Genomic DNA, 16561 nt, shown 5'->3' with positions numbered 1-16561 from the left:
GCGGGGGCGGCCGGCCGGGCCGGATCGCCATGACGCCGCGCGCTCGGGCCTTGTCGACGAGGACCGTCGCGGCGCGGGCGAGCGGCGTCAAGCCCGTCCGGCGGGGCCGGCTCCCCGCGTACGACCGACGCGGACGGCGGCGCCGCCCGTCACTCCCCCGGCCACTGGGGCGTCCGCTTCTCGTTGAAGGCAGCCACGCCCTCGGCACGGTCGCCCGAGAAGGCCACCGTGCGCCAGGCGGCGTCCTCCACCTCCAGGCCCGCCCGCAGGTCCAGGCCGTGGCCCAGCCGCAGGGCGCGCTTGGCGGCGCGCAGGCCGACGGGCGAGTTCGCGGCCATCCGCGCGGCCAGGGCCAGCGCCTCGGTGCGGTCCTCGCCCTCGGCCACCAACTGGTCGACCAGGCCGAGCTCCCGAGCCTCCGCGGCGGGCACGCGCCGCGCCGTGAAGATCAGTTCGGCGGCGCGGGCGGCGCCCACGCGACGCGGCAGCAGCTGAGTGCCGCCGCCACCGGGGATCACTCCGACGGACACCTCGGGGAGGCCCACCACGGCGGTGCCGTCGGCCACGATCACGTCGCAGGACAGCGCCAGCTCGAAGCCGCCGCCGAGCGCGAAGCCGTGCACGGCGGCGATGGTCGGCATCGGCAGCTCCAGCACGCCGGTGTAGGCGGCGCGGGCGTGCGGGCGCTGGCGGCCGAGGTCGGCGTCGGTGAAGGAGTTGCGCTCCTTGAGGTCCGCGCCGACGCAGAAGGCGCGCTCGTGGGTGGAGGTGAGCACGACGACGCGTACGGAGGGGTCGTCGGCGAGGGCGCGGGTGGCCTCGCCGAGGCGGCGGCCCATCTCGGTGGAGACGGCGTTCATGGCCTTGGGGCGGTCGAGGACCAGCTCCGCGACGTGGTCGTGCCGGCGGACGGCGACCCATTCCCCGAAGCGCTGCTCACTCACGTGACCTCCCGATGACGTTAACGACCGTGAACCTGCCGCAACGGATCATCGCACCGGTCGCGGATGTCCTCAATCGCCGGACGGGCTTGAATTTCAGGATGCCCGATGCCCGATGCCCGCCGCCCGTGCGGAGGGGGGCGAACTCCCCGGGAGCAACCACCAAATCAAGCCCGTCCGGCGTTCGAGGACACCCCCGTCAGCTCTCCCGCCGGCTCAGCAGCCACGGCTCCACCACGCCGAGTCCCCGCACCGGCCGCTGCCACATCGGCTGGAGCGCGAAGCGGTACTTCTCCGCGTCCTCGGCGGACGCCGACGCCGCGGCCTCCACCTCCGACTTCGGGGCGTCGCCGCTGCGGGCCAGCTCCTCCGCGAAGGCGCCGTCGACGAGGACCGCGTCCTTGGGCGCTATCGACGTCAGGCGGGAGGCCAGGTTCACCGTGGTGCCGAAGACGTCGCCCATCCGCGTCGTGACCGTGCCGAAGGCGATGCCGACCCTCAGTTCCGGCATCGTCTCGTCGTGGGTCATCGTCTCGATCAGGCGCAGGCCGATCTCCGCCGCCGTGCCGGCGTCGTCCGCCGAATACAGCACCTCGTCGCCCAGCGTCTTGATGAGCCGGCCGCCGTGCGCGGCGACCAGGTCGGCGGCGGTCGTCTCGAACGCCTCGACCAGCTCGCCGAGCTCCTCCTCCTCCAGACGGCGCGTCAGCCGTGTGAAGCCCACGAGGTCGGCGAAGCCGACGGCCAGCCGGCGGTCGACCATCTCCGCGTCGTCCCCCGTCTGGACGACGCGGCCGGTGGCGGCGGCCAGCTGCCGACGCCAGACGTAGATGAGGAACTCCTCCAGCTCCGGCAGCAGCAGCTCGACCAGCGGATAGGTGATCTCCGTCCGGGTCATGCCGGGCTCCTGAGGCTCGGTCAGGCCCTCCAGGAAGGAGTCGATCTGCCAGTCGGCCAGGCGGGCCGTGGTCTGCCCGGTGGAGCGGGCGACCTGGACGGCCATGGGCTCGCTGAGCAGCCCGGCCTCGACCAGGCCCGCCAGCCGGCGCAGCGCGAGGACGTCCGCCTCGGTCAGCGCGCGGGCCTGGCCGATGTCGGCGAAGCCCATGGCGCGCCAGAAGCGGGAGGCCAGGTCCATGGAGACGCCGGCCGCGCGCGCGGCCTGGAAGGGGGTGTAGCGGCGCTCGGCGCCGAGGATCAGCGCCTCCAGCCGCAGCGCGATGGGATCGCCGCCCTCGTCGCCGTAGTCCTCGTCGACCCCCTTGGCGGGCCGGCCGGACTCCGGGCCTTCGCCGCGCGGGCCGCCACGACCGGCTTCCCCGGCGTCCCCGTGCGCAGCGCCCTCCTTCTCGTCGGCGGTCACCGCCCGCCCCCTGTCCGATCCGTGCGCACTGCCCTGCCGATCACTGCTCGCTTAGGTTCTGGGCACAACGATACGACAGGTGTGCCGTAGCTCACTCTTCCGACGGGGCGGACCGCAGATGAACGATGTCGCCGGCGCCCACCGGCCGCTGCACGCCGTCGGCCGTCGCCAGCACCAGCCGGCCGTCCGCGTCGACGGCCACGGCCTCCCCGACCAGGTCACGGCCGCCGGGAAGTTCGGCGCGCACGGTGCGCCCGAGGGTGGCGCAGCCGGCGGCGTACGCCTCGTCGAGCCGGCACGCGCCGGGGTCGCCACCGGCGCGTCGCCACATCTCGTACCACTCCTCCAGTGACCGCAGGACGGCGCGCAGCAGTGGATCGCGGTCGGTGACGGGCGCGCCGGCCAGCGCGAGCGAGCCCGCCGTCGGGACCGGCAGCTCCTCGGCGCGCAGGGTCACGTTCAGGCCGATGCCGACGACCACGCCGTCGCCGGCCCGCTCGGCGAGGATCCCGCCGGCCTTGCGTTCGGCGCCGTCGACGGTCACGAGCAGGTCGTTGGGCCACTTCAGGGCGGTGTCCACGCCGGCCGCCCGGGACAGCGCGGACGCGGTCGCGACACCGGCGAGCAGCGGCAGCCAGCCCCACCGCTCCACGGGCACCCCGGCCCCCGGCGTGAGCAGGACGGAGAAGAAGAGCCCGGAGCGCGGCGGCGCCGACCAGGTCCGGTCCAGCCGCCCGCGGCCGGCGGACTGCTCCTCGGCGACGAGCACGGCACCCTCGGCCGCCTTCCCCGCGGCGGCGGCCGCGGCGAGGTCGGAGTTGGTGGACCCGGTCGAGGTGACCACCTCCACGGAGGTCCACAGGCCGCCGGGCCGCAGCAGCCCGCGCCGGAGCGCCATGGTGTTGAGCGGCGGGCGGTCGAGGTCGGACCAGCGGTTGCCAGGAGCGTCGGAGGGCGTCATAAGAGCCACCATAGGAGGGGAATCCGAGGGAACAGAGGCAAAAAGGTGTGGCCAACGCCGCACTGCCACAGCGCACCCGCGCGGATACGCTACGAACCGGTAGCCCAGTCAGCCCATCCCTCAGGACGAGCAGGAGCCGCATCCCGTGTCCGAGCCGGAATACGACATCCACACCACCGCGGGAAAGCTCGCGGACCTGCAGCGCCGGATCGAAGAGGCCACGCACGCGGGGTCCGCGCGGGCGGTGGAGAAGCAGCATGCCAAGGGCAAGTTGACGGCCCGTGAGCGCATCGAGCTGCTGCTGGACGAGGGTTCCTTCGTCGAGCTGGACGAGTTCGCGCGGCACCGCTCGACCAACTTCGGCATCGAGAAGAACCGCCCGTACGGTGACGGCGTCGTCACCGGCTACGGCACGGTCGACGGCCGCACCATCTGCGTCTACTCGCAGGACTTCACCGTGTTCGGCGGCTCGCTCGGCGAGGTGTACGGCGAGAAGATCGGCAAGGCCATGGACTTCGCGCTGAAGACCGGCTGTCCGATCGTCGGCATCAACGACGGCGGCGGTGCCCGGATCCAGGAGGGCGTGGTCGCGCTCGGCCTGTTCGGCGAGATCTTCCGCCGCAATGTGCACGCCTCGGGCGTGGTCCCGCAGATCTCCCTGATCGTCGGCCCGTGCGCGGGCGGCGCGGTCTACTCCCCCGCGATCACCGACTTCACGGTGATGGTCGACCAGACCTCGCACATGTTCATCACCGGCCCGGACGTGATCAAGACCGTCACCGGTGAGGACGTCGGCTTCGAGGAGCTGGGCGGCGCCCGTACGCACAACACCACCTCGGGCGTGGCGCACCACATGGCGGGCGACGAGAAGGACGCCATCGAGTACGTCAAGGCGATCCTGTCGTACCTGCCCTCGAACAACCTCTCCGAGCCGCCGGCCTATCCCGAGGAGGCCGACCTGGAGATCCTGGACGCCGACCGGGAGCTGGACACGCTCATCCCGGACTCGGCCAACCAGCCGTACGACATGCACACCGCCATCGAGCACGTGCTGGACGACGGCGAGTTCCTGGAGACCCAGGCCCTCTTCGCGCCGAACATCATCACCGGCTTCGGCCGGGTCGAGGGCCACCCGGTCGGCATCGTCGCCAACCAGCCGCTGCAGTTCGCCGGCTGCCTGGACATCAACGCCAGCGAGAAGGCCGCGCGCTTCGTGCGCACCTGCGACGCGTTCAACGTCCCGGTGATCACGTTCGTGGACGTGCCCGGCTTCCTGCCGGGCGTGGACCAGGAGTACGGCGGCATCATCCGGCGCGGCGCCAAGCTGATCTACGCCTACGCCGAGGCGACGGTCCCGCTGATCACCGTCATCACGCGCAAGGCGTTCGGCGGCGCGTACGACGTCATGGGCTCCAAGCACCTCGGCGCCGACCTCAACGTCGCCTGGCCCACCGCGCAGATCGCCGTCATGGGCGCCCAGGGCGCGGTGAACATCCTGCACCGCCGCACGATCGCCGCCGCGGAGACCCCGGAGGAGCAGGAGGAGCTGCGGGCCAAGCTGATCGCCGACTACGAGGACGCGCTACTCAACCCGTACGCGGCCGCCGAGCGCGGCTACGTCGACGCGGTGATCATGCCGCACGAGACGCGCGGCCACATCGTGCGGGGCCTGCGGGTGCTGCGCGACAAGCGCGAGGCGCTGCCGCCGAAGAAGCACGGCAACATCCCGCTCTAGCCCTCCCCTGTTCCGCCTCCGTCCCCGCTTCGAGGAGCTGACGTGATCAAGGTCGTACGGGGCAACCCGACCCCCGAGGAGCTGGCCGCCGCACTGGCGGTGGTCCAGGCCCGCGCGGCGGCCCGCGCCACCGCCGCGCCGGAGGGCACCGTCCGCTCGGCGTGGGCCGACCCGGCCCGGCTGGTCCCCGCCCGCCGGGTGCCGCCGCCCGGGGCACGGGCCTGGCGCACGACGTACTGGCCGGCGTGACGGGTGCGCCGTAGCGGGGAGCGGGCCGCCAGTCGCGGCCCGCTCCCCGTACGCGCACACTCGAAAGCGGGGCAGGGGGGACCGCGACACCGGCGAGGTCTCATGAGCGGAAAGGAAATCCTCTCCCGCACCGGGGACGCGCCACTGCGGCACACCGCCGCTCACACCGGCCCCGGCACGGCGCCCGCGCACGCCCACGTGCCCCGCTCACCCGGGGCTCCGCTGGACCATGAGACGCGGCGGGCCATGTCCACCCGCTTCTCGTACGACTTCAGCCGCGTCCGCACGCACAGCGACGAACAGGCGGCCGAGCTGGCCGCCGGTGTGCACGCCCGGGCGTACACGGTGGGGCAGGACGTGGTCTTCGGACGCGGCCTCTACGCGCCGCACACCAGCGCCGGACAGGCGCTGCTCGCCCACGAGCTCGGGCATGTCGTGGAGCAGTCGACGGCCGGAGTGCGGGCGGTCCAGTGCAGCGACGTGGCGGCTCCCGCGCCGGTTGCGGCGCAGCCCGCGGATCCGGAGGAAGCGCTGGGGCGGCGGCTGGTCAAGGAGTTCCCGAACGGGGTGGCGCTGGCGTTCTACGCGCCGATGCCGGCCGAGAAGGAAGAGGCACGTACCGCGGCTCAGAAATGGGCCAAGCGGGAGAACGCGCTGGCGGTCACCAGCAGCAAGATCGCTCCCTCGGGCATCGCGTTCGGTGCGGCGATGTCGGACACGGACCACCCCTTGAAGGAAACGGTGAAAGCGATCGGCGCGCTCTTGAAATCCGCCGTCGCCAAGGCCCCTCCGGACCCGGCCGTCCCGCCCGGGGTCGGCCCGACCACGGTGCGGACCCTCGCGGTGTTCGCGCACGGCAGTACCGAATGGTGCGGCCTCGGCGCGATCAACACCATCCAAGCCGCATCGATCATCAAGGCCATCGCTCCCGCGCTCGCGCCCAACATCACCGTCGTCTTCTTCACCTGCAATGCGGGTCGCGCTTCCGAGGAGAAGGCGGACTGGGTGCAGGGGAGCATGAAGCCCGGCGGGAAGGGCTCTCTGGCGTCCGTGGTCCGTGACGCGCTCATCACCGAAGGCAAAGGCGGTTCCGTGTGGGGGCACACGACGACCGGACACGTCAGCGAGAACATCGCACTGCGCGAATTCGACGCGGCATCCGGCGCGGGCACCCCGGGCGCGTCCTACATCACCCGTTACGTGTTCGCGCCGTCGGACAAGATCGCCGTAACGGCCGAGCTGCTCGCCGAGGTCGCCGCACAGGGGTTCGACGTCGGTGCCGGCGGCACCGCAGCCGCCGGTGCCGCGGTGGAGAGCAGGATGTACTACGGCTACGAGGAGGCGTCCAGGAAGCTGACCTTCGAGGGCAGCAAGCTCGCCGAGGTGGCACCGACGCACCCGGTCGAGGTGGGCAAGCAGGTCCGGGAGTACTGGATGACGACGTACTGGCCGCGCGAGAAGAGCCAGGCGGCCACCGCCCTCGCCAAGCAATTGGTCACCTCGGGCCAGGCCACGAAGCGCAAGCAGTAGCGCCCCCGGCGATTGAGTACGCGTACTCAGGCGCGACGGCCGTGCAGGGCTGGAGCATGGAAGCCATGCTGTGGTCGGATCCGCCCGAAGAACCCCCCGAGGAGCTGCGCGAAGCGCAGGCGATGCTCCGCCGGGCGGGTCTCGTCCTGGCGGTCGGCATGGTGGTGCTGTTCGTCATCCTCGGCCTGCGCTGAACCCCGGGCCCGCGCCGGATCCCGGCCCCCGAGCCGACCTCCCGCGACCGCCGTCGCGGCCTCCGCCTGCCCGATTCCGGGCCCCGGCCGCCCCGGCCGCAACCGCAATCCCCTCATTCGCGTCACTACCAGTGAAATGCCCGCGAACCGGGGAGCGCGTCTCACGATGAACAAGCCCGTCCGGCACATATCCGTCTTCATCGGGGTGCTGGTGCTCGCCCTGCTGATCCAGGCCACCTGGGTCCAGTTCGTCCGCGGTGACGAACTCTCCGGCCACAAGGACAACAGGCGGGTCCGCATCGCGAGCTTCGCCCAGCCGCGCGGCAACATCATCGTCGGCGGCAAGCCGGTGACCGGGTCCGTCGAGACGAAGGGCAGCGACTTCAAGTACAAGCGCACGTTCACGGACGGCGAGCTCTACGCCCCGGTGACGGGCTACTCCTCGCAGGGCTACGGCGGCAATCAGCTGGAGAAACTCAACGACAAGCTGCTGAGCGGCACGGACGACCGGCTCTTCCTGCAGCGCACCACCGATGTCCTCACCGGCGGGAAGCCGCGCGGCGGCGACGTGGTCACCACGATCGACCCCAAGGCGCAGAAGGCCGCTTTCGAGGGCCTCGGCAAGTACAAGGGCGCGGTCGTCGCGCTCGACCCGCGGACCGGCAAGGTGCTGGCGCTCGCCTCGACCCCCTCGTACGACCCGTCGCTGTTCGCCGGGGACCGCAACAAGGACAAGGAGGCGTGGGAACGCCTCCAGGCCGACAAGAACAAGCCGATGGTCAACCGAGCGCTCAAGGAGCGCTACCCCCCGGGCTCGACCTTCAAGATCCTCACCGCTGCGGCCGCCCTCGAACACGGTGTCGTGACGGACATCGACGCCAAGGGCAGCGCCCCGGTGCCGTACAAGCTTCCCCAGAGCACCACCACGGTCCGTAACGACACGCAATCACCGGACTGCGTCAACGGCTCGCTGAAGGCCGGCCTCCAGTGGTCGTGCAACAACGTCTTCCTCGACCTGGCCGACAAGCTGGGCGCGGACAAGATGCGCGAGACCGCGGAGAAGTTCGGCTTCAACGACAAGGAGGTGGACACCCCGGTGCGCGCCGCCGAGAGCGTCTACCCCAAGAAGCTCGACCGCCCCCAGACCGCGCTGACCGGCATGGGCCAGGGCAGCCTGGACAGCACCCCGCTCCAGATCGCCATGATGACCGCCGGTCTCGCCAACGACGGCAAGGTGATGAAGCCGTACATGGTCGATGAGCTGCGCGGCCCCGACCTGGGCACCCTGGAGAAGCACAAGCCCGAGGTGATGTCGCAGGCCGTCTCCGCCGACACGGCGAAGAAGGTACAGACGATGATGGAGAACACCGCGCGGAACGGCACCGGCAAGAAGGCCCTGATCGACGGGGTCACGGTCGGCGCCAAGACGGGCACGGCCCAGCACGGCGTCAACAACGAGAAGCTGCCCTACGCGTGGTTCGTCTCGTACGCCAAGCAGGGCGACGGTTCACCGGTCGCGGTCGCCGTGTTCATCGACCCCGAGGGCTCGGGCATCGACCGCGAGGAGATCTCCGGCGGCGGGCTCGCGGGGCCGATCGCGAAGAAGGTCATGGAGTCCGTCCTCACCAGGTGAGGGAAGGTTCCGGGCAGCGACGGGAGGCATGACACGGCGGTCGAGTTGGGGGTGAGATGTCACCATCGATCCGGACAACTCGGCCCCTTCCTCCACTCGTTCATGATCCGCGTGCTGAGGTCGGCGAATTAACTGCGCGGCAATCCATTCGCCGATGCCCGGTCATGTCGTATGACTAGAATCGATCATCATCACTCGAACGAGGGAGGGCGAGCCGTGACACGTTCACGAGTTGCCGGCGTCGTCGGCGCGCTCCTCACCCTCGTTCTCGCGATGCTGCTGATGTCCCGGACGGTGGAAGCCGGCGACGTCCCGGCGTCCTCCTCGCTCGCGCACTCGGTACGGGCCGTGGACACCGCGGCGACCGACTGCGAGCACCCGGGCGGCCTCGACGGCGGCGACGGATGGAACCGGCACGGCCGGACGCACCACCGCGCCGGCACCGCGCAGCCGCGGCAGACCCTCACCGTCGCGGCCATGGGGCACTCCCCGGCCGCCGAGGACGCCGCGCCCCACGCCGGACGGCCCGACGGGCGGACGCCCGCCCCGACGCGCGCGTCACATCACCAACGCGGCGCCGTCCTCCAGGTCTTCAGGCACTGATCCGCCCACGCGCCTGCCTCCCGGCAGCCGCCCGCGGCCCGCACGGCCGCATCTCACCACAGCCGCACTCCGCGACCCGCGCCGACGCCGACGACGGCCCGGCACAGGCGGGCGCACGCGGCCGTTCACCCGTTCCCGGACGTCCCGACGACGCAACGTCCTCGATGTCCGACCGACAACGACTACCTCCAGGAGGTCAGCCGTTCATGCAGTCCCTCATCGACCACGCCCGCGCCTTTTCGACCCGCGCGCAGCAGTCCACCGCGGAACTCCGCGGACTGGAACTCGGCCAGTCGCCCGAAGCCATGTTCATCACCTGCTCCGACTCCCGTGTCGTCCCCACGCTCATCACCGGCACCCGCCCGGGTGACCTGTTCGAGCTGCGGACGGCCGGCAACATCGTTCCCGAGTACACCACCGACCACCCCGCCGGCGAGATGGCCACCATCGAATACGCCGTACGGGTGCTCGGCGTGCGGGACATCATCGTCTGCGGCCACTCCCACTGCGGCGCCGTCGGCGCGCTCGTCCGCGAGGAGGACCTCACCGCACTGCCGGCCGTCAGGGGCTGGCTGGAGCGCGGGGCCTCCCCCGGGCTGAAGGGCGACGACGGCGCATCGCCCGACGTCGCCGCCCCGGTGCAGCGCCACGCGCTCGCCCAGCTCGAACGGCTGCGCGGCTATCCGTGCGTCGCCGAGCGCCTCACCGAGGGCGCCCTCGGGCTGCACGCCTGGTACTACGAGGTCCACACCGGGACCGTCCTGGCCCACCGGACCACCGGCGACGAGGCCGCCTTCCTGCCCCTGTGACCCGCCGAGGTCACCCGGCTCGCCTTCCCCACCCCACGTGAGGAACCCATGCTCACCACACCCCGTCCCGCCACCCTGCGGCGGGACATCACCGCATCGCTCGTCGTCTTCCTGGTCGCCGTCCCGCTGTGCGTCGGCGTCGCCGTCGCCTCGGGCGTACCGGCCGAACTCGGCCTGATCACCGGCATCGTCGGCGGCCTCGTCGTCGGCCTGCTGCCCGGCAGCTCCCTCCAGGTCAGCGGCCCCGCCGCGGGCCTGACCGTGCTCGTGTACGAAGCCGTGCAGACCCACGGCATCGGCACCCTCGGCGTCATCGTCCTGGCCTCCGGTGCCCTGCAACTCGCCCTGGGCCTCCTGGGCTTCGGCCGCTGGTTCCGCGCCATCTCGGTGGCCGTGGTCCAGGGCATGCTGGCCGGCATCGGACTCGTCCTGATCTTCGGCCAGGCGTACGCGATGGCCGACCTCAAGGCGCCCAGCAGCGGCCTCGAAAAGATCGCGGGGCTTCCGGGCCTCGCGGCCGACATCGCCCAGGACGGCGCGACGCTGACGGCGTTCGCGATCGGCGCGGGGACCATCGCCGTCCTCGTGCTCTGGAAGAAGCTGCCCGCCCGCGTCCCCACCCTGGTGCCCGCGCCGCTCGTGGCCGTGGCACTCGCCACCGGCGTCACCGCCGCCTTCTCCCTGTCCGTGACCAAGGTGCAGGTCAAGGGCCTCTTCGAGGCGGTCCAGATCCCCGGCCCCGGCGCGTTCTCCGCGCTCGGTGACGTGGCCCTGCTCGGCACCGTCCTGGCGTTCACCCTCATCGCCTCCGCCGAGAGCCTCTTCAGCGCCGCGGCGGTCGACCGCCTCCACGACGGCCCCCGCACCGACTACAACAAGGAGCTGATGGCCCAGGGCGCCGGCAACACCGTCTGCGGTCTGCTGGGCGCGCTGCCCATGACCGCGGTGATCGTCCGCAGCGCCGCCAACGTCCAGGCGGGCGCGCGCACCAAGCTCTCGCGGGTCCTGCACGGTGCGTGGCTGCTGCTCTTCGCGGCACTCCTCCCGGCGGCACTCGGCGTGATCCCCGTCGCGGCGCTCGCCGGCGTGCTGGTGCACGCGGGCTGCAAGCTCGTACCGCTCCGCGACCTGCGGCCGCTGTGGCGCGAGCACCGCGGCGAGGCGGTCGTCCTGGGCGTCACCGCCGTCGCCATCGTCGCCACGAACATGTTCGAGGGCGTCCTGGCCGGCCTGCTGCTGGCTGTGGCCAAGACCGCCTGGGAGACCTCGCACGTCCAGTTGAACGTCAAGGACACCGAGGAGGACGGTCCCATCCACGTACGGCTGACCGGCAACGCCACCTTCCTGCGCCTGCCGCACATCCTCGACACCCTGGAGGCGCTGCCCAAGGACCGGCCGATCGAGCTGCACCTGTCCGGGCTGCGCCACCTCGACCACGCCTGCCTGACCGCCCTGACGAACTGGGCGGACCGGCACAACGCCGAGGGCACCGACCCGGTGCGGATGCGGGGTGAGGTCATGGCCGTCGCGGGCTGACGGCACCGGCGCGCCGCCCGACCTCATAGGCTGGCTCCATGAACGACAGCTCCGCGCGCCGCCGCCTGATCCTCGCCTCCCAGTCCCCCGCCCGCCTCGGGCTGCTCCGCGCCGCGGGGCTCGCGCCCGAGGTCGTCGTCAGCGGCGTGGACGAGGACGCGATCACCGCCCCGACCCCCGCCGAGCTCGCCCGGGTGCTCGCCGAGGCCAAGGCCGAGGTCGTCGCCGCCCGGGCCGAGGCGGCGGGGGCGCTGGTCATCGGCTGCGACTCGGTGCTGGAGCTGGACGGGCAGGCGCTGGGCAAGCCGGCGGACGCGGAGGACGCCACAGCCCGCTGGAAGGCGATGCGCGGCCGGTCCGGAATCCTCCGGACCGGCCACTGCGTGATCGATGCGGCAGCGGGCCGCCGCGTCTCCGCGACCGCCTCCACGACCGTCCGGTTCGGCGAACCGACCGACGCCGAGATCGCCGCGTACGTGGCCACCGGCGAACCCCTCCACGTGGCGGGCGCCTTCACCCTCGACGGCCGGTCCGCTCCGTTCGTCGACGGCATCGACGGGGACCACGGCAATGTCGTCGGCCTCTCCCTCCCGCTGCTGCGCCGGCTCCTCGGCGAGCTGGAGGTGTCGATCACCGACCTGTGGGTGTGACCTAGAGCGGCAGGACGCCCGCGAGGGGGCTGAGCAGGCCGAGCACCGGGTCCAGCGCCTGCGCGGCCTGGCCGAGCTGGTTCAGCTGGTTCAGCTTGTTGAGCTCGTTGGTGGCGCCGGGGTAGATGCTCATGTCCTTGCTGTTCGGCGGGTCGACCTTCGGCGGGGCGACGACGTCCCCCGCCTTCGAGCTGGGCGGCTGCGGCATGGGCGCGGCCGAGGCGGCGGTCACGGTCAGGGTGAGGGCGGCGCCGGTGAGAGCGGCGGCGGCTGCAATACGCTTGATCATGCCCGCCCCAACGAGGTCGCGCCGACTCGGTCACCATTCCTTGGGCCACTCGGGGACCCCTCCCCCGAATTACGCGCGCGGTGACCGGGAACGCGGCGCGAATCCCCAACATCCCACCGCCACCACGCAATCGAGCCACAAGGTCGAGTTTCCTCATCCGCCCCGCGGCGCATATTCCGGTATAGCCGACTCCCGAGGAGTACCAGCCATGCCGAAGATCCTCATCACGACGGGCGACGCCGCGGAGGACCTGGAGGTGATGTACCCCTACCAGCGTCTGCTGGAAGAGGGCTACGAGGTCGACATAGCCGCGCCGACCGTCAAACAGCTCCAGTTCGTCATCCATGACTTCGTGTCGAGCTTCGACACCTACACCGAGAAACTCGGCCATTCCTGGCCCGCCGACATCGCGCTCGCGGACGTGAATCCCGCCGATTACGCGGCCGTCGTCATCCCCGGCGGCCGGGCGCCGGAGTTCCTCCGGATGAATCCCGACTTCCGGCGGATCATCACATCGTTCTTCGCCGACAACAAACCCGTCGCACACATCTGCCACGCCGCCGTGGCCCTCGCACCGCTCGGCGTCCTCAAGGGCCGCCGCACCGCCGCCTGGCCCGCGTGCGCCCCCGACGTCGAGCTGGCGGGCGGCACCTTCGTGGACTCCGACGCCGTCGTCGACGGCAATCTGGTGTCCGCGCGCGCCTGGAACGACCAGCCGGCGTGGATGCGCGCCTTCGTCGAGCTGCTGCGCGAGCACGCGCCCGTCAAGCGGTAGGCCGTGTCCGGCGGATCTGTGAGCGGGCGGCTGCGGCCGTCGTCGTGCGCACCACCGCTGCGCGGCGGTGTCCTCAAACGCCGGACGGGCTGAGATCGGCTGAGCTCAGCCACCATCAAGCCCGTCCGGCGCTTGAGGACGCGCCCGCAGGGCGCCCGCCGCCGCAGGCGGCAACGACGGCCCGCGGCCGAAGAGCCGCCGGACACTGCCCAAGCCGGCCAGACCAAAGCGTTCCGGCGGCTGTGCGAAGCTGGTGGGTCCGCCTGCCGGCTCGTACCGCCGCCCCCCGAAGGAGCCTCCCGTCATGCCGCAGTCCGTCGACCGCGCCCTCGACGTCCTCGACGCCGTCGCGGCCTCCGACGGGCCGCTGACCGCGAAGGCCCTCGCCCGGCGGACCGGCTGCGCCCTGTCCACGGTGTACGAGCTGCTGGGCGCCCTCACCGCCCGCGGGCACCTCGTGCGGACGGCCGGCGGCTACACCCTCGGCTACCGCGTCCCGGCCCTGCACCGTGCCTTCCAGCGGCAGATGCGGGTGGACGACGAGGTACACGGCCTGTTGCACACGGCCCGGCGGGCGATCGGTGCGGACACCTACTTCAGCGCCTACCGCGACGGCGGCATCGCCGTCCTCGCCGGGGCCGCCGACGCCGGCGCCCCCACCGGCGGCTTCTCCCTCGGCCAGGACGCCGACGGGCACGCCACCGCGCACGGCAAGGTGCTCCTGTCGGCCCTCCCCCGCGCCGCCCGCCTGCGCTATCTGTCCGGGACCGGGATGCGCGCGATCACGCCGCGCACGATCACCTCCGCCGAGCGGCTGGACGTGGAGCTGCGACGTGTGCGACGGGAGGGTGTCGCGGTGGAGGTGGAGGAGTGCGCGCCCGGTGTGGCGTGCGTGGCCGTGCCGGTGCCGGGCGCCGCCGGGAGCGGCGTACGGACGGCCGTGTCGGCCGCACTGCCGCTGGAGGAGTTCCTGCGGCACGGACGCCAGGTGACGGACGTCCTGCGCCATGTGGCTGTGGAGGCCGGGAGGTTGGCGGCCGGACCGGGTGCCGACGTCGCTACTGATGGGTAAGCCCAGAGGAGAGGGTCTCGCTGTCCAGGCGACAGCCCGGCAGACACGCAAACTTTCTGCCACCCCTTCGTAGGGACTCGACAAAGAATGAACAGCACCGTTCGCGAACGGACGCCGAGACCTTGCCCACACAAAAGGATCACCTACGGCCCCCAAACCCGGCGTACCGTGGGATAACTGGGGGTTCACCCGCGCACACGCCCAGGCCTTCACCCTCCGTGTGGGCAAGCTCACCCCGGGAGTCGGGTCGGCACAGAGTGTCGCCGGTACCTAAACTCACCTTGTTTCAAGGAGGGAGCCATCGTGCGCAAGGTGCTCATCGCCAACCGTGGCGAAATCGCTGTCCGCGTTGCTCGTGCATGCCGGGACGCCGGGATCGGGAGTGTGGCGGTCTACGCCGATCCGGACCGTGACGCGTTGCATGTCAGGGCCGCCGACGAGGCGTACGCGCTGGGTGGTGACACCCCGGCGACGAGCTACCTCGATATGGCCAAGGTGCTTGCCGCGGCGGCGGAGTCCGGTGCGGACGCCATCCACCCCGGGTACGGGTTCTTGTCGGAGAACGCCGAGTTCGCCCAGGCCGTCCTGGACGCGGGCCTGACCTGGATCGGCCCGCCCCCGCAGGCGATCCGCGATCTGGGTGACAAGGTGGCGGCCCGTCACATCGCCCAGCGTGCCGGGGCCCCTCTGGTGGCCGGCACCCCCGACCCCGTCTCCGGCTCTGAGGAGGTCGTCGCCTTCGCAGAGGAGCATGGTCTGCCGATCGCGATCAAGGCGGCCTTCGGTGGCGGCGGGCGTGGCCTGAAGGTCGCCCGCACCCTTCAAGAGGTCCCCGAGCTCTACGACTCCGCCGTCCGCGAGGCGGTTGCGGCGTTCGGGCGGGGGGAGTGCTTCGTCGAGCGGTATCTGGACCGGCCCCGCCACGTGGAGACCCAGTGCCTGGCCGACACCCACGGCAACGTCGTCGTGGTCTCCACCCGTGACTGCTCCTTGCAGCGCCGTCACCAGAAACTGGTCGAGGAGGCCCCGGCCCCCTTCCTGTCGGCGGAGCAGAACGCGGAGCTGTACCGGGCGTCGAAGGCGATCTTGCGTGAGGCCGGCTACGTCGGCGCGGGCACGGTGGAGTTCCTCGTCGGCCAGGACGGCACGATCTCCTTCCTGGAGGTCAACACCCGCCTGCAGGTCGAGCACCCGGTCACCGAAGAGGTCACCGGCATCGACCTGGTGCGGGAGATGTTCCGCATCGCCGACGGCGAGGCCCTGGGCTTCGACGACCCGCCGCTGCGCGGACACTCTTTTGAGTTCCGGATCAATGGTGAGGACCCGGGCCGCGGGTTCCTGCCCGCCCCGGGCACCGTGACCCGTTTCGAGGCCCCCGCCGGTCCCGGTGTCCGCCTGGACGCCGGTGTGGAGGCGGGCAGTGTGATCGGCCCGGCCTGGGACTCCCTGCTCGCGAAGCTGATCGTCACCGGCGCCACCCGCCGCCAGGCGCTGCAGCGCGCCGCCCGCGCCCTGGCCGAGTTCCACATCGAGGGCATGGCCACCGCCATCCCCTTCCACCGCGCGGTCGTGACCGACCCGGCGTTCACCTCGGATCCGTTCACGGTGCACACGCGGTGGATCGAGACGGAGTTCGTCAACACCATCGAGGCCTTCACCGGCACTGCCATCGCCGAGGACGAGGCCGAGCCCGCGGGGCGGGAGACGGTGGTCGTCGAGGTCGGCGGCAAGCGCCTGGAGGTCTCCCTGCCCTCCTCGCTGGGCATGACGATCGCCCGCACGGCGGCCGCCGGCGGGGCCAAGCCCAAGCGGCGGGCGGCGAAGAAGGCCGGCTCGGCCGCCTCGGGGGACGCGCTGACCTCGCCGATGCAGGGCACGATCGTGAAGGTCGCGGTCACCGAAGGCCAGGAGGTCGCCGCGGGCGACCTGATCGTGGTCCTGGAAGCGATGAAGATGGAACAGCCGCTCAACGCCCACCGGGCGGGCACCGTCAAGGGCATCACCGCCGAGATCGGCGCCTCCGTCTCCTCCGGCGCCGTCATCTGCGAAATCAAGGACTGACACCCTCACGTCACCCTTCCGTGGGCCCCGGCCGGATCACTCCGGCCGGGGCCCACGGCGTGTGCGGGGCCGTGGGATCCGGCCGCCTGCCGCCCGCCCGCCACGTCACGCCCGCCCCGCCTGGCATCCTTGGGGCGCGGGACGAAGGCCGCCGCTGGCG

At 72.0% G+C, this 16561-nt stretch carries 16 protein-coding genes; 12 read left to right on the top strand and 4 right to left on the bottom strand.

Annotated features, from left to right (window positions below):
* Positions 1-149: 149 nt before the first annotated feature.
* The 3 genes from J7E86_RS25920 to J7E86_RS25910 form a co-directional block, all read right to left on the bottom strand.
* Positions 150-944: an enoyl-CoA hydratase/isomerase family protein gene (locus tag J7E86_RS25920; RefSeq protein WP_215084790.1), complete on the bottom strand. Its 795-nt coding sequence runs from the start codon at positions 942-944 to the stop codon at positions 150-152.
* Positions 945-1140: 196 nt separating this feature from the next.
* Positions 1141-2304 (bottom strand): adenylate/guanylate cyclase domain-containing protein, encoded by a 1164-nt coding sequence (locus J7E86_RS25915; RefSeq protein WP_215084788.1) that lies wholly within the window; start codon positions 2302-2304, stop codon positions 1141-1143.
* A gap of 91 nt (positions 2305-2395) precedes the next feature.
* On the bottom strand, positions 2396-3265 hold the full coding sequence (locus J7E86_RS25910; protein WP_215084786.1) for a biotin--[acetyl-CoA-carboxylase] ligase: 870 nt from the start codon (positions 3263-3265) through the stop codon (positions 2396-2398).
* A gap of 145 nt (positions 3266-3410) precedes the next feature.
* Between J7E86_RS25910 and J7E86_RS25905 the strand changes: the two genes are divergently transcribed.
* From J7E86_RS25905 to J7E86_RS25870, 9 genes are all read left to right on the top strand, one after another.
* Positions 3411-5000: an acyl-CoA carboxylase subunit beta gene (locus J7E86_RS25905; RefSeq protein WP_215084784.1), complete on the top strand. Its 1590-nt coding sequence runs from the start codon at positions 3411-3413 to the stop codon at positions 4998-5000.
* A 42-nt stretch (positions 5001-5042) separates the two neighbouring features.
* Positions 5043-5249, top strand: coding sequence for an acyl-CoA carboxylase epsilon subunit (locus J7E86_RS25900; protein WP_215084782.1), 207 nt, complete (start codon positions 5043-5045; stop codon positions 5247-5249).
* Positions 5250-5351: 102 nt separating this feature from the next.
* Positions 5352-6779: a DUF4157 domain-containing protein gene (locus tag J7E86_RS31400; protein WP_251019681.1), complete on the top strand. Its 1428-nt coding sequence runs from the start codon at positions 5352-5354 to the stop codon at positions 6777-6779.
* A gap of 65 nt (positions 6780-6844) precedes the next feature.
* The gene (mmpB, locus tag J7E86_RS31690) at positions 6845-6973 is read left to right on the top strand and encodes a morphogenic membrane protein MmpB (protein ID WP_285439771.1); all 129 of its coding nucleotides are present in this window, start codon (positions 6845-6847) and stop codon (positions 6971-6973) included.
* Between the two features lie 166 nt (positions 6974-7139).
* Positions 7140-8606, top strand: a complete 1467-nt coding sequence (locus J7E86_RS25890) for a penicillin-binding protein 2 (protein ID WP_215084780.1) — start codon at positions 7140-7142, stop codon at positions 8604-8606.
* Between the two features lie 216 nt (positions 8607-8822).
* Positions 8823-9209: a hypothetical protein gene (locus J7E86_RS25885; RefSeq protein WP_215084778.1), complete on the top strand. Its 387-nt coding sequence runs from the start codon at positions 8823-8825 to the stop codon at positions 9207-9209.
* Positions 9210-9415: 206 nt separating this feature from the next.
* Positions 9416-10018, top strand: a complete 603-nt coding sequence (locus tag J7E86_RS25880; RefSeq protein ID WP_215084776.1) for a carbonic anhydrase — start codon at positions 9416-9418, stop codon at positions 10016-10018.
* 48 nt (positions 10019-10066) lie between these two features.
* The gene (locus tag J7E86_RS25875; protein ID WP_215084774.1) at positions 10067-11554 is read left to right on the top strand and encodes a SulP family inorganic anion transporter; all 1488 of its coding nucleotides are present in this window, start codon (positions 10067-10069) and stop codon (positions 11552-11554) included.
* Between the two features lie 38 nt (positions 11555-11592).
* Positions 11593-12204 carry a nucleoside triphosphate pyrophosphatase gene (locus tag J7E86_RS25870; RefSeq protein WP_215084771.1) on the top strand — a complete coding sequence of 204 codons (612 nt, stop codon included), beginning with the start codon at positions 11593-11595 and terminating at the stop codon, positions 12202-12204.
* A 1-nt stretch (position 12205) separates the two neighbouring features.
* On the opposite strand, the gene J7E86_RS25865 is transcribed toward J7E86_RS25870, so the two are convergent.
* Positions 12206-12493 carry a hypothetical protein gene (locus tag J7E86_RS25865; RefSeq protein ID WP_215084769.1) on the bottom strand — a complete coding sequence of 96 codons (288 nt, stop codon included), beginning with the start codon at positions 12491-12493 and terminating at the stop codon, positions 12206-12208.
* Between the two features lie 208 nt (positions 12494-12701).
* Between J7E86_RS25865 and J7E86_RS25860 the strand changes: the two genes are divergently transcribed.
* From J7E86_RS25860 to J7E86_RS25850, 3 genes are all read left to right on the top strand, one after another.
* A complete protein-coding gene (locus J7E86_RS25860; protein ID WP_215084764.1) occupies positions 12702-13268 on the top strand; it encodes a DJ-1/PfpI family protein in 567 nt (188 codons plus the stop codon).
* Between the two features lie 304 nt (positions 13269-13572).
* Positions 13573-14340 (top strand): IclR family transcriptional regulator, encoded by a 768-nt coding sequence (locus J7E86_RS25855; RefSeq protein WP_215084762.1) that lies wholly within the window; start codon positions 13573-13575, stop codon positions 14338-14340.
* Positions 14341-14643: 303 nt separating this feature from the next.
* The gene (locus J7E86_RS25850) at positions 14644-16401 is read left to right on the top strand and encodes a biotin carboxylase N-terminal domain-containing protein (protein WP_215084760.1); all 1758 of its coding nucleotides are present in this window, start codon (positions 14644-14646) and stop codon (positions 16399-16401) included.
* Positions 16402-16561: the final 160 nt, after the last annotated feature.

The organism is Streptomyces sp. ISL-11 (genome assembly GCF_018614525.1).
In the GTDB taxonomy this organism is placed as follows: domain Bacteria; phylum Actinomycetota; class Actinomycetes; order Streptomycetales; family Streptomycetaceae; genus Streptomyces.
Note: the sequence above shows the minus strand (reverse complement) of the source record. Positions and strands in the feature narration are given on the sequence as shown.

What these genes read in the sequence shown, in the direction of transcription:
- J7E86_RS31400 (WP_251019681.1), top strand. Translation starts at nt 5,352, where the DNA reads ATGAGCGGAAAGGAAATCCTCTCCCGCACCGGGGACGCGCCACTGCGG.
- J7E86_RS25880 (WP_215084776.1), top strand. Translation starts at nt 9,416, where the DNA reads ATGCAGTCCCTCATCGACCACGCCCGCGCCTTTTCGACCCGCGCGCAG.
- mmpB (WP_285439771.1), top strand. Translation starts at nt 6,845, where the DNA reads ATGCTGTGGTCGGATCCGCCCGAAGAACCCCCCGAGGAGCTGCGCGAA.
- J7E86_RS25860 (WP_215084764.1), top strand. Translation starts at nt 12,702, where the DNA reads ATGCCGAAGATCCTCATCACGACGGGCGACGCCGCGGAGGACCTGGAG.
- J7E86_RS25855 (WP_215084762.1), top strand. Translation starts at nt 13,573, where the DNA reads ATGCCGCAGTCCGTCGACCGCGCCCTCGACGTCCTCGACGCCGTCGCG.
- J7E86_RS25875 (WP_215084774.1), top strand. Translation starts at nt 10,067, where the DNA reads ATGCTCACCACACCCCGTCCCGCCACCCTGCGGCGGGACATCACCGCA.
- J7E86_RS25910 (WP_215084786.1), bottom strand. Translation starts at nt 3,265, where the DNA reads ATGACGCCCTCCGACGCTCCTGGCAACCGCTGGTCCGACCTCGACCGC.
- J7E86_RS25870 (WP_215084771.1), top strand. Translation starts at nt 11,593, where the DNA reads ATGAACGACAGCTCCGCGCGCCGCCGCCTGATCCTCGCCTCCCAGTCC.
- J7E86_RS25890 (WP_215084780.1), top strand. Translation starts at nt 7,140, where the DNA reads ATGAACAAGCCCGTCCGGCACATATCCGTCTTCATCGGGGTGCTGGTG.
- J7E86_RS25865 (WP_215084769.1), bottom strand. Translation starts at nt 12,493, where the DNA reads ATGATCAAGCGTATTGCAGCCGCCGCCGCTCTCACCGGCGCCGCCCTC.